Origin of the sequence: Cellvibrio fontiphilus (assembly GCF_042646205.1) — a bacterium.
Taxonomy (GTDB): Bacteria; Pseudomonadota; Gammaproteobacteria; order Pseudomonadales; family Cellvibrionaceae; genus Cellvibrio; species Cellvibrio fontiphilus_A.
Genome location: NZ_JBHRTF010000004.1, coordinates 365,905 through 380,872, shown reverse-complemented (window position 1 = coordinate 380,872; position 14,968 = coordinate 365,905). Strand labels below are relative to the sequence as shown.

The 14,968-nt window shown below is 51.4% G+C and carries 15 protein-coding genes; 11 read left to right on the top strand and 4 right to left on the bottom strand.

Features of this window, described 5'->3' with window-relative positions:
• The first annotated feature begins 107 nt into the window (after positions 1-107).
• The 4 genes from ACFODX_RS10280 to ACFODX_RS10265 all read left to right on the top strand — a co-directional run bounded on the left by ACFODX_RS10280 (position 108) and on the right by ACFODX_RS10265 (position 4,365).
• The gene (locus tag ACFODX_RS10280) at positions 108-1,070 is read left to right on the top strand and encodes a polyprenyl synthetase family protein (protein ID WP_378118745.1); all 963 of its coding nucleotides are present in this window, start codon (positions 108-110) and stop codon (positions 1,068-1,070) included.
• A 169-nt stretch (positions 1,071-1,239) separates the two neighbouring features.
• The gene (gene fabA, locus ACFODX_RS10275) at positions 1,240-1,764 is read left to right on the top strand and encodes a 3-hydroxyacyl-[acyl-carrier-protein] dehydratase FabA (protein WP_324258546.1); all 525 of its coding nucleotides are present in this window, start codon (positions 1,240-1,242) and stop codon (positions 1,762-1,764) included.
• 167 nt (positions 1,765-1,931) lie between these two features.
• A complete protein-coding gene (fabB, locus tag ACFODX_RS10270; protein WP_378118742.1) occupies positions 1,932-3,143 on the top strand; it encodes a beta-ketoacyl-ACP synthase I in 1,212 nt (403 codons plus the stop codon).
• A 130-nt stretch (positions 3,144-3,273) separates the two neighbouring features.
• The gene (locus ACFODX_RS10265) at positions 3,274-4,365 is read left to right on the top strand and encodes an acyltransferase family protein (RefSeq protein ID WP_378118740.1); all 1,092 of its coding nucleotides are present in this window, start codon (positions 3,274-3,276) and stop codon (positions 4,363-4,365) included.
• 17 nt (positions 4,366-4,382) lie between these two features.
• On the opposite strand, the gene ACFODX_RS10260 is transcribed toward ACFODX_RS10265, so the two are convergent.
• Complete coding sequence (locus ACFODX_RS10260; protein ID WP_378118738.1) at positions 4,383-5,270, bottom strand: SDR family oxidoreductase; 888 nt, start codon at positions 5,268-5,270, stop codon at positions 4,383-4,385.
• A 130-nt stretch (positions 5,271-5,400) separates the two neighbouring features.
• Between ACFODX_RS10260 and ACFODX_RS10255 the strand changes: the two genes are divergently transcribed.
• The 7 genes from ACFODX_RS10255 to tatC are packed head-to-tail and all read left to right on the top strand — an operon-like array spanning position 5,401 to position 9,831.
• Positions 5,401-6,672 (top strand): FAD-dependent oxidoreductase, encoded by a 1,272-nt coding sequence (locus ACFODX_RS10255; protein WP_378118736.1) that lies wholly within the window; start codon positions 5,401-5,403, stop codon positions 6,670-6,672.
• Positions 6,673-6,719: 47 nt separating this feature from the next.
• Positions 6,720-7,583, top strand: coding sequence for an aldo/keto reductase (locus tag ACFODX_RS10250; RefSeq protein ID WP_378118734.1), 864 nt, complete (start codon positions 6,720-6,722; stop codon positions 7,581-7,583).
• Between the two features lie 3 nt (positions 7,584-7,586).
• Positions 7,587-7,967 carry a phosphoribosyl-AMP cyclohydrolase gene (hisI, locus tag ACFODX_RS10245; protein WP_378118732.1) on the top strand — a complete coding sequence of 127 codons (381 nt, stop codon included), beginning with the start codon at positions 7,587-7,589 and terminating at the stop codon, positions 7,965-7,967.
• A gap of 41 nt (positions 7,968-8,008) precedes the next feature.
• Positions 8,009-8,344, top strand: a complete 336-nt coding sequence (locus ACFODX_RS10240) for a phosphoribosyl-ATP diphosphatase (RefSeq protein ID WP_378118730.1) — start codon at positions 8,009-8,011, stop codon at positions 8,342-8,344.
• 25 nt (positions 8,345-8,369) lie between these two features.
• Positions 8,370-8,618, top strand: a complete 249-nt coding sequence (gene tatA / locus ACFODX_RS10235) for a twin-arginine translocase TatA/TatE family subunit (RefSeq protein WP_378118728.1) — start codon at positions 8,370-8,372, stop codon at positions 8,616-8,618.
• A 2-nt stretch (positions 8,619-8,620) separates the two neighbouring features.
• On the top strand, positions 8,621-9,070 hold the full coding sequence (gene tatB / locus ACFODX_RS10230) for a Sec-independent protein translocase protein TatB (RefSeq protein WP_378118726.1): 450 nt from the start codon (positions 8,621-8,623) through the stop codon (positions 9,068-9,070).
• Positions 9,067-9,831, top strand: a complete 765-nt coding sequence (tatC, locus tag ACFODX_RS10225) for a twin-arginine translocase subunit TatC (RefSeq protein WP_378118724.1) — start codon at positions 9,067-9,069, stop codon at positions 9,829-9,831. Before tatB ends, tatC begins: the two co-directional genes overlap by 4 nt.
• Positions 9,832-9,902: 71 nt before the next feature.
• On the opposite strand, the gene ACFODX_RS10220 is transcribed toward tatC, so the two are convergent.
• The 3 genes from ACFODX_RS10220 to pulA all read right to left on the bottom strand — a co-directional run bounded on the left by ACFODX_RS10220 (position 9,903) and on the right by pulA (position 14,813).
• Positions 9,903-10,115, bottom strand: a complete 213-nt coding sequence (locus tag ACFODX_RS10220; RefSeq protein WP_324258557.1) for a DUF2061 domain-containing protein — start codon at positions 10,113-10,115, stop codon at positions 9,903-9,905.
• Positions 10,116-10,247: 132 nt separating this feature from the next.
• Positions 10,248-10,706: a CYTH domain-containing protein gene (locus tag ACFODX_RS10215; RefSeq protein ID WP_378118721.1), complete on the bottom strand. Its 459-nt coding sequence runs from the start codon at positions 10,704-10,706 to the stop codon at positions 10,248-10,250.
• Positions 10,707-11,039: 333 nt separating this feature from the next.
• On the bottom strand, positions 11,040-14,813 hold the full coding sequence (pulA, locus tag ACFODX_RS10210; RefSeq protein WP_378118719.1) for a pullulanase-type alpha-1,6-glucosidase: 3,774 nt from the start codon (positions 14,811-14,813) through the stop codon (positions 11,040-11,042).
• Between the last annotated feature and the right edge of the window lie 155 nt (positions 14,814-14,968).

The following is a 14,968-nucleotide window of genomic DNA, read 5'->3' as shown; positions in this document are numbered from 1 at the left end:
GCGGGCTGATCGCTTGCCGTGGAACCTGCAATTAACGCCGCGCCCCCAATCGACCGACCCTGACAAATCCATCCAGACATACACTTCCAGATAAATAAGAATTCACCATGTTGCCATTTCACCGGGCCGTCCAAGACGACTTCAGCGCCGTTAACCAACTCATTATCGACAAGCTCCATTCCGATGTAGGTCTGGTGGAAAATATTGGTCACTATTTGGTGGAGGCTGGCGGCAAGCGTTTGCGCCCACTGCTGGTGCTGCTCACCGCCAATGCGCTGGGCTATAAAGGCAAGGATCACCTGGCGCTCGCGGCGATTATCGAGTTCATCCATACCGCCACCTTGCTACATGATGATGTAGTGGACATGTCCAACCTGCGCCGCGGTCGCCCCACCGCTAACGCCCAATGGGGCAATGCCCCCAGTGTATTGGTGGGCGACTTCCTCTACTCGCGCGCATTCCAAATGATGGTGGCGATAGGCAATATGGATGTAATGGCCATTCTCAGCGACACCACCAACATCATCGCCGAAGGTGAAGTTCAACAATTGGTGAACGCCAAAGACCCGAATGTGACCGAAGCCAATTACTTCGAGGTTATCGATAAAAAAACCGCGATTTTATTTGCGGCCGCCTGTGAAGTTGCTGCCGCCCACTGTGGCGCCAGCAACGCCCAACGCCAAGCCCTGCAAGCCTATGGCCGCCATGTGGGCATCGCCTTCCAACTGGTAGATGACGCCCTGGATTACACCGGTGACGCCGCCACTCTGGGCAAAAACGTGGGCGATGACCTGGCCGAAGGCAAGCCCACCCTGCCATTGATTTATGCCATGCGCACCGGCACCCCAGCGCAAGCCGAGTTGATCGCCACCGCTATTCGCAATGGCGATGCCAGCCAACTGCCCGCCATTCTGGAGATTGTTCAAGCCACTGGCGGCATGACCTACACCCTGAACACAGCCAAGGCTCAGGTGCAATCCGCCCTCAGCCAACTGCAGCAACTGCCCGACAACCACTACACCCAGGCGATGCGTGAACTGGCAGAATTCTCTCTGGCGCGCAGCTTTTAAACCGGGCTGCCAGCCGTAGATTACCGCAAGGAAAACCTCAGGCCATCTGCGTTGGCTACACTGATGGGAGCAATCCCTGTAGCTGGACAACTCAGCCACAGCGGTTAGAATGGCGCACTTTTGCGCGACGGCCGCCTTGTGGCTATCACTAACTACCAGAGTATTTTCAATGACCACCTTTGAACCACAAAGCTCTTACAGCCGTGAAGACCTGCTGAAATGCGGCGATGGCCTGCTATTCGGCCCCGGCAATGCCCAATTACCCAAACCCAATATGCTGATGCTGGACCGTATTGTTCACATTAGCCAAACCGGCGGCGAATTTGGCAAGGGCGAGATTGTGGCGGAGTTGGATATTTCCCCCGACCTCTGGTTTTTTGACTGTCACTTCCCCGGTGACCCGGTAATGCCTGGCTGTTTGGGTCTGGATGCCATGTGGCAGTTGGTTGGTTTTTTCCTGGGCTGGAAAGGCAACCCCGGTCGCGGTCGCGCACTGGGCTGCGGCGAGCTGAAATTTACTGGCCAGATATTGCCCAGCGCCAAAAAAATCACCTACCACATTAATCTCAAACGCGTCATCGAGCGAAAACTGATTATGGGCATAGCGGATGGCCGCGTTTCCTGCGATGGCAAGGATATTTATTTTGCCAGTGACCTGCGTGTCGGTCTGTTCCAAAACACCGACAGTTTCTAAGGCTCGCCGCTCGCATCAAACTTCACCATAATTACAAGCCATAACTCAAACAAAGTCCTGGAGTGGGCAGCAGGCCTTCTGTGGCATACTGACACTCCGTTTAACTCGCCAGACGCTGTGAAAACCTACGGCTCAGGCGCTGTAGCTAAATACAAAAGAGGTAGCCTATGAAACGCGTTGTTGTTACCGGTATGGGAATTGTGTCCTGCCTGGGCAATGATAAAAATGCCGTCCTGGATGCATTACGCGCTGGCCGTTCCGGAATCAAATTTCAGGAAGCTTACAAGGAGATGGGATTCCGCAGCCATGTTGCCGGCTCTATCGATATCAACCTCGCCGAGCTGATTGATCGCAAGGTGCTGCGCTTTATGGGCGATGCAGCAGCTTACGCCTATCTTTCCATGGAGCAGGCGATTGCCGACTCCGGCTTGACCGAAGCTCAGGTCTCTAACGAGCGCACCGGCATTATTATGGGTTCAGGTGGCGCCTCCTCCAAAAACCTGGTGGAAGCAGCGGATATTTTGCGCGAAAAAGGCCTGAAGCGCGTTGGCCCTTATCGTGTAACCCAAACCATGGGCAGCACTACCTCCGCCTGTTTAGCCACCCCCTTTAAAATCAAAGGTGTTAACTATTCCATCTCCTCAGCCTGTGCCACCAGTGCCCACTGCGTAGGCAACGCCGTTGAACTGATCCAGTTGGGTAAACAGGATGTAGTTTTTGCCGGCGGCGGCGAAGAAGAGCACTGGTCACTGACGGCATTGTTTGACGCCATGGGCGCGCTCTCTACCAAATACAATGAAACCCCCGCCCAGGCCTCACGTGCCTACGATGCCGAGCGCGATGGTTTTGTTATCGCTGGTGGCGGCGGCTGTCTGGTACTGGAAGAATACGAACACGCCAAGGCGCGCGGCGCAAAAATCTATGCTGAAGTGGTTGGCTACGGCGCCACCTCTGACGGCTACGACATGGTTGCGCCTTCCGGAGAAGGTGCCGTGCGCTGCATGAAACAAGCGCTCGCCAATGTTGATGGCGCTATTGACTATATCAACTCCCACGGCACTTCCACTCCTGTGGGCGATCTGGCGGAGCTGCGTGCGATCAAAGAAACCTTTGGCGATAAAATTCCGGCCATCAGCTCCACCAAATCACTCACCGGCCACAGCCTGGGTGCTACCGGTGTTCAGGAAGCTATTTATAGCTTGTTGATGATGGAACACGATTTTATCTGCGCTTCTGCCAATATCACCCAACTCGACCCTGAAGCCCAAGGCATGCCAATTGTGCTTGAGCGTCAGGACGGGGCTAAGCTCAACCGCGTGATGTCCAACAGCTTTGGCTTTGGCGGAACCAACGCCACGCTGGTATTCCAGCGCGTGTAAGCCAGCTGCTTCCACTGTAAAAAACGCGAGTCGCCGCAAGGTTACTCGCGTTTTTTTCGCCTAAAACCTCATGGTATGAGGCTTGCAACTCCCTGCGTAATGACGCTTTATCAACACAGGGATCGCCGCGATGAACTTATTTATCCAAGCTGCACGCCAACAACCGGGGTTCTCCCTTCCATTGCATGCTCTACGCGGTTTGGCAGCCGTCATCGTGCTGCTCTTTCACTTGCAAGGACGGGTGAGCGAGGCCTTTCCCGGTATCAGTTATTTTCCAGTATTTAATGGCAGTGCCGCGGTTATTTTCTTTTTTGTGCTGAGTGGTTTGGTGGTGGGGGCATCACTGGCCAAAAATGGCCTTACCCAGGGCTCGCTCGCGCTATATTTCCACCGCCGCGTGTTCCGCATCATGCCGCTGATGGTCTGCACTGTAACGATTGGCGGGCTGTACCTGCTCTTCATCGATCCTTACCAATACTACTCACTCAACCCCAAAGAATATGGCGACTTCAGCTTGCTGAAATTTATCGCCGGTTATGTAGGCTATTCACTCAAAGCCAACCCACCCATCTGGTCGATTTATGTAGAGCTGATTGCCTCACTGCTTATCCCCTTGATGCTCCTTTTTGGCAGCAAGACCAGTCATATTGCACTGGCTCTGGGCGCCTGTATCCTGCTGTCATTGATTCCCCTGAATTTCAAACACCATTGGAATTTTTACATTTTCAGCTTCTACGCAGGCCTGAGCATACTGCTGTGGGGGCGCCAGCTGGCGAGCGCCATGCGCTCATTGGCCGCACCGTTATTTTGGTTAGTCATCGCCCTATTGGTGGCGGGGTTTTACCTTGCGCGCCCTATGACTGGCGCAGGTTATGGTGACCTGTGGATCGTCTACTGGGAAACCCTGTGCATTACACCGGTGGTGGGAATTATCTATTACTCACCCGAGCGTTTTCGCTGGTTGGAGGGGCGGCCGTTCCGCTTTTTGGGGGATGTATCCTACAGCCTGTACCTCACCCACTCGATCCTGCTGGTCATTTTGCTGAATCTGGTAACCAGCCTCATGGGGACAAGCGCGATTGCCGCGCTGACTTATGTGATTGTCGCCATTATCAGCAGTCTGGCGATTGCCCAACTATCCTACCGGGCGATAGAGATGGAAGGGGTTCGTCTGGGCGAGCGGTTGCGACGCCCGCCAAAACCGGCGATAGACTTGCTCTAGCGCGGAAACAACGCGACTTACTGGAGGGTGTGTTTCGTCTGCTCGCGGTTATGAAGCCACTGTTTCACCAGCGGCAGTAAACTCGGACGCCAGGAGCGCGCCTGGATACCAAAATTATCGCGCGCGTGGCGGCAACCTAAAATAGCACTGGGCGGCTCGCCCTCCGGCTCGGTATCCACCAGGGTAACGCTGGGTTCAGCGGTTAACAGCTGTTGCTGGATCAGAAGCTGCAGCACCTGGTCGGCAAACTCATCCTCCGAACAGGCATCGCCACTGCAATAATGCATAACACCCCAATTCTCTGCGCCACAGCTGATTTGTTTGGCCATTGCCACGGCCACTCGGGCAACATCTGACTGGGCGGTTGGCGAACCGCGCAGGCGGCGATTCACATTGACCGATGCGCCAGCGAGAAATGCACTGAGCAAGCGCGTCAGATGATTATTGCCATAGGCGCCAATCACCCAGCTCAGCCGCAATACGATAAAACGCTGCAGCACCGAGGTAATCAGTTGCTCGGCCTCAACAAAAGCGGCGCCGGTTTCGGTGTTAGGGGCAGGCAAGTCTTTTTCGCTGTGGGTGCCTTTTGCATCCGCACCAAAAACGGTGTAACTGGAGAGGTGGATAAGCGGTAGTTCAAATTGCCGGCAGGCACTGGCCAGACAGCGCGCCGCATTGATCAGCTGCCCCTGCCCGCCTGGATAATAGGCCTCTTCCCAGCCCCGACAATTAATCACCAAATCCGGCTGTTCACGCTCAACATAGTCAATCACCGCCGCCTCATTCGACCAGTCCAGCTCGCCACCGGAGGGCGCCAGCAACTTGAAGGGCTCGCGCTCCAATTCGTGTTCCAGCGCTTTGCCCAGGGGGGAATTTACATCCGTTAACAACAAGGTGAATGACATCTTGATCCGCATACCCGTAAAATTTTTATGCAGTTTAGCAGCACCCGTGCCTCACCCGGCAAGGGTAATTCACCGTTGAAACACTTATACTGCGCCGCCCCAGCAGCTCGCCACCGGAAATTTTCTGCCAATGAGTAATCCCCCCCGCACGATTCATCTGGACGTCGCCATTATTGGTGGTGGTGTGGCGGGTTTATGGCTGGCCAACCGGCTGAAAAACAGCGGTTTTAGCCTGGCCTTGTTTGAATCCAAAGCCTTGGGTAGCGACCAGACGCTTGCCTCGCAAGGCATGATCCACGGCGGCATGAAATACACTCTGGCCGGCTCGCTTACCGGCGCCTCTGAAGCCATTGCCGACATGCCCCGCCACTGGCGCGCCTGCCTCTGCGGTGAAGGCGATGTAGACTTGCGCCACACACGCATCCTGAGCGACCACTTCTTTATGTGGTCGGGCGACGACTTGGGCAGCAAGGTCACCAGTTTTTTTGCCAGCAAAATTACCCGCGGACGGGTCGATAGCGTTGCCTTTGATCGCCGCCCGCCCCTACTGCGCCATCAAGACTTCAGCGGCAGCCTTTATCGTCTTGAAGATCTGGTTATCGACACACCCAGCCTGATCGCCAACCTCGCCAACAACATTGATGGCAACTGCTATCTGATCGATTGGAAACAGGCGCAATTAAAGCGCGATGGCAACAAGGTCTACCTCGACATCACCGGCCCACAGGGTGATATCCATGTCCACGCCCAAAGCGTTGTACTGACTGCCGGCAAGGGCAACGCCGATTTATTGACCTCGCTGCAACTGGATCAACCCGCCATGCAGCTGCGCCCGCTACAACAGGTGATGTTGAAACATCACCATCCTTTTGACTTTTACGGGCACTGTCTGGGCCGCGAAACCACCCCGCGCCTCACTATTTCCAGCCATCGTTTACCCGATGGTGGCCATGTTTGGTATCTGGGCGGCAGCCTGGCGGAAAAAGGCGCTAGCATGGAACCCGAGGCGTTAATCGAACAGGCTAAACAGGAACTGGAGTCACTGATTCCCTGGGTTAACCTGACGGGTGCCGAGTGGGCCTGCCTTGCCATAGAGCGCGCCGAACCCCGACAACCGGGTTTGGTTCGCCCCGATAATGCCTTTGTTGCACCTACCCCCGGGGTAGACAACCTACTGGTGGGCTGGCCAACCAAACTTACGCTAGTCCCCAATCTGGCAAACCAGGTACTTGACTGGTTTAACCGTGGGCAGATTAATCCGGCCTATCCGCCAACCACTGAACTGACCCAGTGGCTCAACCCGGCGCCGCTGGCCAAAACGCCCTGGGAGCAGGCCTTTCCTCCCAGTATGAGTGCAGAGGACTCACTCGCGTTGCGCTTTTACGAACCCGATGAGGAATAAAACCATACGATGTTACCCGTGCCCCCAATGTTAAAGGACTCATCCACATGATGCCGCGCAAGCGCCTCGGCAGTACCGACATAGAGGTAAGCACCCTGGGCTTGGGCACAGTGAAGTTTGGCCGCAACCAGAACCTCAAGTACCCGGCCAGTTTTGAACTGCCCAGCGATGCACAAATAGCCCGCTTACTCGACAGCGCACAGGCCATGGGGGTAAACCTGATCGATACCGCACCGGCCTATGGCTACAGCGAGGAACGGCTGGGTTATGCCCTGCGCAAATCGCGCAAGGACTGGGTGATCTCCACCAAAGTTGGCGAAGAATTCACCCCGGATAAATTCACCGGCCAAGGGCTCTCTCATTTCGACTTCAGCGCCAAACACACCCGTTTCAGTGTGGAGCGCTCACTGCGCCGCCTGCGCACCGATTATCTGGATTTGGTATTGATCCACTCCGACGGCAATGACCTGAACATCCTGCTGCAAACAGAGGTAGTGCACAGCCTGCAACAACTCAAGCAGGAAGGTTGGATTCGCGCGTTTGGCATCTCCAGCAAAACCCTGGAGGGCGGCCTGTTAGCGGCTGAGATCTGTGATGCTGTGATGGTAACCTACAACCCCGGCCAGCAGGAGGAAGCGCCTGTAATCGCAAAATCTGCGCAATATCGCAGGGGAGTACTCTTGAAAAAGGTTCTCGCCAGTGGCCATATCTGCCATGATGCTGCCGCGCCAGAGGTATCGGCCATAGACGCAGACTCCTCCGCCGACCCCATTCAACGTGCACTGGCCTTTGCCTATGCCCCTGAAGGGGTGAGCAGCGCCATCATTGGCACACTGAATGAACAGCATCTGCGCGACAATCTGCTCAAAGCGATAAAAGCGCAAAGTCCGGCAGTGAAGATAAAAGAGTAAACTATGAGTAATTGGTTAGATGCTGTCAGTTGGAACAGCGATGGCTTGGTTCCCGCTATAGCCCAGGACGCCAAAACCGGGCGCATTTTGATGATGGCCTGGATGAATCGCGAGTCACTACAGCTCTCCGCGGAGCGCGGCGAGGCGGTGTATTGGTCGCGCTCGCGCAACAAACTTTGGCACAAAGGCGAAACATCCGGCCATATTCAAAAACTGCATGAAATTCGCCTGGACTGCGATGAGGATGTGATTGTCCTGCAAGTGGAACAACTCGGTGGAATCGCTTGCCATACCGGGAGAGAATCCTGCTTTTATCGGGTGCTCAAAGACGGCGAATGGCACAGTGTCGATCCGGTGCTCAAGGATCCAGCAGAAATTTATTGATGAGCGCTTTTTAGCGCAGTTAAAAAATCAAAAGAGAATTTATGAGTAACGATATTTTGCAACAACTCACGGCTATTCTTGAGGCGCGCAAAAATAACGCCGACGCAGAATCGTCCTATGTTGCCAGCCTGCACCAAAAAGGCTTAAACAAAATTCTGGAAAAAGTGGGCGAAGAGTGCACGGAAACCATTCTCGCCGCCAAGGATGCACAAACCAGCGGCGATAACAGCGAGCTCATTTATGAAACCGCTGACCTTTGGTTTCACAGTTTGGTGATGCTCTCTCATTTGGGAGAGAACGCCGATGCAGTATTAAACGAATTGGCGCGCCGTTTTAACGTCTCGGGTCACGACGAAAAAGCCGCACGCAACAACTAATAACCATTTCCTTTGGAGAAACACTATGGGTATCAGCGGTATCAGTATTTGGCAACTGCTTATTGTTTTGGCGATTGTTGTTATGTTGTTTGGCACCAAACGTTTGCGCAGCTTAGGCAGTGATTTGGGCAGCATGATCAAAGGCTTCAAAAACTCCATGAGCGAAGAGAACGCCAAAAAAGAAGAGGAAGAGGCGCAAAAGAATCTGGAGCAAAAGCCAGCAGTGAACGCCACCAGCACCGAAAAAACTGAACAAAACAACACCAAGGTTTAATTGTGTTCGATATAGGTTTTACCGAACTCCTGGTGTGTCTGGTAGTTGCGCTAGTGGTCATTGGCCCAGAGCAGCTACCGGGTACGGTACGCACTATCGGCCTGTGGATCGGCAGATTAAAGCGCAGCCTGCGTGAGACTCGCAGCGAAATTGAGCGGCAGATAGGTGCCGACGATATTCGTCGACAACTGCACAATGAGGAAATCCTGCAAAACATTGAGGCAACACGCCGTCAGTTTCAGCAGTCTATTGATGAATCGGCCAATGCGATTCAATCCAGCCTGAATGAACCGGATAATTTAGATGAGCAGGCGCGGCGCGAACGGATTGGCCAGTACGGCCCGCCCGCTGAACTGCCCGATCATGCGCACACCGATCCAGCCTCACCGCAAACGACCAGTGCCCCCGCGCAATCGGTCAATACGCCAGCAACAGACTCCAAAACGGTATGAATCCATCTCACAACGATAAAGAACAGCCTTTGGTGCAACACCTGATCGAGTTGCGCACACGCTTATTACATACGGTGTATTTCCTGCTGGCAGTGTTTATCTGCCTATTTCCTTTTGCAACGAACATTTATGGGGTTGTTTCTGCCCCCTTGATCGCAGTGTTGCCAGAAGGCAGCAACATGATCGCAACCGATGTTATCTCTCCGTTTTTAACGCCACTCAAATTAACTTTTTATGTTGCTTTGCTCCTGGCCGTACCTTTTATTCTGTATCAGATATGGGCGTTTATAGCCCCGGGGCTCTACCGACACGAAAAACAACTGGCAGCACCGCTGCTGATATCCAGTGTTTTGTTATTTTTTGCTGGGATGGCCTTTGCGTACTTCCTGGTATTGCCCATGCTATTTAACTTCACCATGGGCATCCAACTGGAAGGCGTAAGTGCAATGACCGATATCACCAAGTACCTGGACTTGGTGCTGCATATGTTTTTTGCATTTGGTTTTGCCTTTGAAATTCCAGTCGCCACGGTGCTGCTTATTCACTCAGGGGTAGTCACCCCCGAAGGTTTGGCAGAAAAACGGCGCTACATCATAGTGGGCTGTTTTGTAGTGGGAATGCTGCTGACACCGCCCGACGTTTTCTCGCAAGCGATGCTCGCTATCCCCATGTGGATGCTCTTCGAAGCAGGCTTGTTTTTTGGCAAGATGGTCAAAAAACGCAGCCAGGAGCGGGAAGAGACCAGTGACTCGCCCGAGTAACTTTCTCAGGCGAGCCACACTCGAATGCGATTGGTAAAGAGCCTGTTATCGCAAACCCTATTCGGTCGCGTTTAAATAGCCCTTTGAGCCATAGCATCCGCAATCACCGCCTTGTGCTCGTCAAACTTCTTCCATCCCAACTCATGAAAGTAAAACGCGACAGTGTTAATAGCTGGCTCTACTAATGCCATAGTTCCGCCGATTAATACGCTCCCCGTCAGGGCATAACCCACAGAAAAAGCGACGGTAAAGTGAACGGCGGCGAATGTTGCTGTCTTGGCCATGATCTTCTCCCCGGTAGGTATTTGGCGGTTAAAAAAGTCACCGCCGATGAACCTATACTAGGAAAAAATGATGAATTGCAAAAGAAAATTAACCCTAACTAGTTAATAGCAAACTGCTATTGCCACAAGAAGCTACCAGCGGCTAAATGGCATCTGCACCAAACTGGAGTTGAAATAACGCACATCCCCTGTCACCTCAGTGCCCAACCAGTCGGGCTTTGCAAATTCCGTATACTCAGTTGGCAATTCAATCTCCGCAACAACCAAGCCATGGTTTTCACCCAAGAATTCGTCTACTTCCCACAAAAAACCGGCGTAATGAATCTCGTGGCGATACTTTTCAATAAGCGGCTGCTCACACAGCTCAAGTAATTGCCGGGCATCCGCCAGCGGAATTGGGTATTCAAATTCGGCGCGACTGGCGCCCTTGCTTAACCCCTTGACCGTCAGAAAAGCCGCTGTGCCCGCAATACGCACCCGCACCGTTCGGGCCTTATCGCTATTGAGATAACCTTGACTGAAATAAGTTGGGGACGCGCTGCGCCAAGCATCGCCTGTGACCAAAAATTTACGCTCGATTTCAACCGCCATCGCAACTGTTCCATTACATATTGGATGGCAAATACTAACACTGGGGCACGCAAAAAAAATATTGGCAAATACACGAGGAGAATAATGCGAAGGAAAAACTAAAACTCAGGACAAAAAAATGGCGCAGTCTTGCGACTGCGCCGAATCATCAACAGCGACGATATACAACAAAAAAGATGGAGATAAATGTCATTGCCAGAACCCAAAGTCACCAACAAAACTACTCTGGTAAATCAATGCAATGAAGCTATCTTAGGCGCAACTTAGACGCCCCTCAATTGGCTACATACGTATTCATCCCGTGGCGGCAATTACATACGTATGTAATTGCCATTAACTTTCTTTGGTGCGCAAAACTTTAGCTTGGATCATCAACAAACAACCCATCAACATAAATAAAAGCATCCAATCTGCCTGACCACCACCAGACTTTTTCGGTGTGGTTGGCGTTGGAGTAACAACGGTATCTGTTGATGGTTTTTTAGTGGCCACAAATACTGCAGTGGTACGCGCAGGAACCGTGAATTCACCCTTGGCATTATCCACCGCAGACTCTCTCACGCGCAGATCTGTTGACTCTTTTTGCACAGGGTGCAACGCAAAATCAGCATTTTTCAAATCCGCGAGCGAAAGTGTTTGCGCACTGGTGTTGGCATTGAAGATGACCAGAATCATTTCAGCGCTGGCATCCAGATTGGCACTGCTATCGCTTAAAAGCATCGCAATTACACCCGGTGTTTGGCTGCTGCCATTGTTAAAAAACTTCAACTGGTCTTTGATCTGCGCAGCGGTTTCCAAGCGGAACAATTTGGAACTCTTACGAATTTTTAACAGCTCTTGAGTATGCTCGTGCGCGCGCTGAATATCAGCTGGTGCAGGCATTAACGCAGGGTTTGCCAGTAGCAATCGCGATTCGTTCCAGTTTTGCTGGTTATCACCTTTAAGTGGCAAGCCGCGCCCCCAACCATTTTGTTGATAAGTGAAATCCAACAGGTTGAACCAATCGCCAGCATCATAACTGTTGCGGTCGGTAGATTTGGATCTAATCATTTCCTGACCGGCATGCAGGAATGGTACGCCCTGAGCCAATAAGACTATGGAGTTACCAAGATTCTGCATACGCACACGATCAACCATACTAGTCGCTAAAGGCGCTTTGTATTGAATCATGTCGAACAGGGTTTCATTGTCGTGGGCTTCGATGTAGTTAATAGACTCCTGCGGATCCAGGGTATAGCCAGCGCCATCAATTGATGCAGCCTCTTTGGTAGCGCCGGTGTAATCCATCAATGAGTAATCTTTTAAACTACCGGCTAAAGCGACTTTCAATATGTCAGTTTGCTTCAGCAATGCTTCTCTAGCACTGGCGCTCGCAGAATTTTCAGCATTTGGATCAAGATACAAACCATTTATAAAACTTTGATTCTGTACATGGGCAATACCGGAATCAAAAGGCCCGCCACCACGCACCGCATCGCGAATGAAATTATTAAATGTGCCCACGCCAGTACCACTCATATTGCCAATGCGAGCCTGTACAAAACGAGCATCATTTTCTACTTCACCAAAATTCCAGCCTTCGCCGTAGAAGTAAATTTTACTTCCATCAACACCATCGGCTGCCACAGTTAATGCCTGGATATCATTTTTGATATTCACAATATTATCTTTGCTGTGATGTCCCATGATGTCGTAACGGAACCCATCCACCTTGTATGCTGTAGTCCAGGTTTTAATGGAATCGCGCATTAATTTTTCCATCATCAGGTTTTCACTGGCGGTATTTTCACAGCAAGTACTGCGCTCTATATCGCCCTGGGCATTCAAGCGGTGATAATAATTGGGCACAACCTTATCCAAGACAGATTTGTCATTCAGCAAAGCGGCACTGGTATGGTTGTAAACCACATCCATCACAACGCGCAAACCAATTTGGTTTAAGCCGGCAACCATGCTGCGGAATTCACGAATACGATGCACACCATCAGGATCGGTTGCATAGCTACCATCCGGTACAGTGTAGTGATGCGGGTCGTAACACCAGTTAAAACCATCTTCACCACGTATAGCTTCGATAGCCTCTTGTTGCGCCTCACTATCAGGTGCATAGCCCGTCAAATCTTCTGTAACTGTTTTTTGCTCGGTTTTATTTTCGTTGATAGTTGCACAATCAAACGCGGGCAATAGATGCACATGGCTTAAACCGGCTGCTGCCAAACGCTGTAAATGTTTAATGCCATTTGACTCTTGTTGTGCAAATGCAGCAAATGTTCCGCGCTCTGCGACAGGTACAGTTTCATCGCTGATACTGAAATCGCGCACATGAAGTTCGTAAATCACCATGTCTTCCGGTGCGGTAAATGCAGGCTTAGCCAAGGTATCCCAGCCTTCTGGTTTTAAATCTGCATCCGCCAGGTTAATAAATTGGCTGCGTTTGCCATTGATAGAAGTGTTCAGGCTGTATGGATCGGTGACCCAATTTTTTTCAATATTGCCGGTGTGACGAACAAAAACTTCTACTTCAAACAAATAATACTTACGATTCCAGGATGCATCGCCCTCGATTGACCATACCCCCTTGGCAGCATCCAATGTCATTTCATGGGCACTGGAGGAAGTCGCAGGGTTAGCGTCGTCGAATAGATGCAGCGTTACTTTTTGGGCAGTGGGAGCCCAGAGGCTTACCGATGGCACAGCACCGTTATAACTAACACCTAATTCACCGTCATAGGCAAACAAATCATCAAGTACACCGGCAAATTGCAGCGCAGTTGCTTCAACCAAATTGCCATTGGCATTGGTAACAGAAATAGCAGTTTGGCCCTTGAGGATAGTGCGTAATTGATCTGCATCAGCAGACGCCAATTTAAATACAGAGAGATTTTTTAGATGCGGGTATTTGGTTTTCAGTGCATCACTTAACCCGGCAGCATCATAATTCAACGCAATAGATTCACCGCCAGCAACGCCGGCAATACTGGTCGTTAAGTTAGCAGTTGATGAGTAGTGTAATTTTGCCGAGGCGCCCTGCAAATCATCCGCGGGAATATTGACTGCAAAGGTATCGCGAGTCAGCCAGTGGGCTTTGGCAGTTTTTAAATTGCCAGACACCAATTCGTCACCGACGTATACTTTTTTATTGACCGAATCAAAAGTGAACACCACTTTTTGATTCGCGCGAGTCACTTCAAACGCGATATTGTTACCATTCTCGCCATAACTCTCATCCCACTTTTCATCTATAGCCACTTTGGCTTCATAAGAACCTACAGGTAATGCGGTTGTTGTATAAGTGTAGAGACCATTGCCGTCAGGATCTTGCATCCAACTGCGCAGGCAGTCCGGCTGCCAATTGCCCGGGCACCCAAGGAAAGTTTGGAAATTCCCCACAGCGGTAGCAATTTCCGAATTTACATTTGAGGTAATCCAATGAGTTTTATGGCTGTAATAAAACTTCACATCCTGGGCGGCCGCGAGGGACAGCGAAATATTAGCGCCGCCCGATGCACCATTTGCACCATAGTTTTCAGCCCAAGAGCCATTTAAGGCAGCCTTGAATTGCCAGTCCCCGGCAGGGATGTTCAGTGTTTTTTGCCAGATCTGATCAGTCTCTTCGAGACTCATTTGAGTCGCTGTACACTCAGGCTGCCAATCATCCGGGCAACCGGCTTCAGACTGCAAGCTACCTGCAACAGTCACCGATACAGGTTGCGGCTCAACCGGAATAGTCACACCGTCTTGTGAATCATCGGTAATCGCATGGGTCACTTCATCGTAGGTAAACGTGACTGCTTTTTCTTCCGCAATGGAAAATGCAATATTGGCGCCGCCGCTAGCACCACCGGCGCCGTAGTTTTCAGTCCAGGCACCATTGATAGCTATTTTGTATTCCCAACTTCCAGCCGGCACAGTGAAGGTTGCCGACCAAAGCGTGCCATTTTTACTCAGGAACGTTGTCTGGCATGATGGCTGCCAATCAGCAGAGCAACCCAGCTCCGATTGCAAACTTCCCGCTAGCGTTACGGTATCCGGAGCTGCATCCGCCGATGCAACAACCCCGTTACTTAATACAAAGGCAAAAAATGCCCTGGTTAGGCTAAGTTTCATAAAATGATCTCGCTTATTGTTATAAAAAATATTATTGGTCAATCAATAGATTTCAGGAGAGGACCTTAGGGGCCAAACCCATATCAGCGATTAGCACGAGCAATAAAAGAAGAGGATTACTTTTGGAAAAGCCTGGCACTCGCCCATTAGTAATG